General features: G+C 66.7%; 1 protein-coding gene. It reads right to left on the bottom strand.

The genetic code is table 11. The features are described from left to right. Positions 1-258: phage terminase large subunit family protein (locus tag JI664_RS23715; protein ID WP_207016260.1), on the bottom strand; the 258-nt coding region annotated here is incomplete at both ends.

Below are 258 nucleotides of genomic sequence, written 5' to 3'. Positions count from 1 at the left end.
TGCCAAGGATCTGCGGCGTCGAGATCCGCACGATCTTGGCTTCCTCGAACCCCGAAGCGCGGCTTTCGGCCAGCTTCTCCGGGTCGCCCTTTGACGTCATCTCGAACTTCGCGACATCGTCCATCAGGACGAGGCGGCGCGTCGTGCCAGCAAGGTCGTCGGGCGATCCCGCGCTCACCACCTTCAGGGTCCCGTCGCGGCGCAGGGTTTCCTGGTTGTGCAGCGTGTCGGTCTGGTCCCCGCGCCCCTCGCCGAAGA

This window comes from Rhodobacter sp. NTK016B, from assembly GCF_017303295.1.
Lineage (GTDB): Bacteria > Pseudomonadota > Alphaproteobacteria > Rhodobacterales > Rhodobacteraceae > Pararhodobacter.
This window is presented reverse-complemented; position numbering and strand designations above follow the sequence as displayed.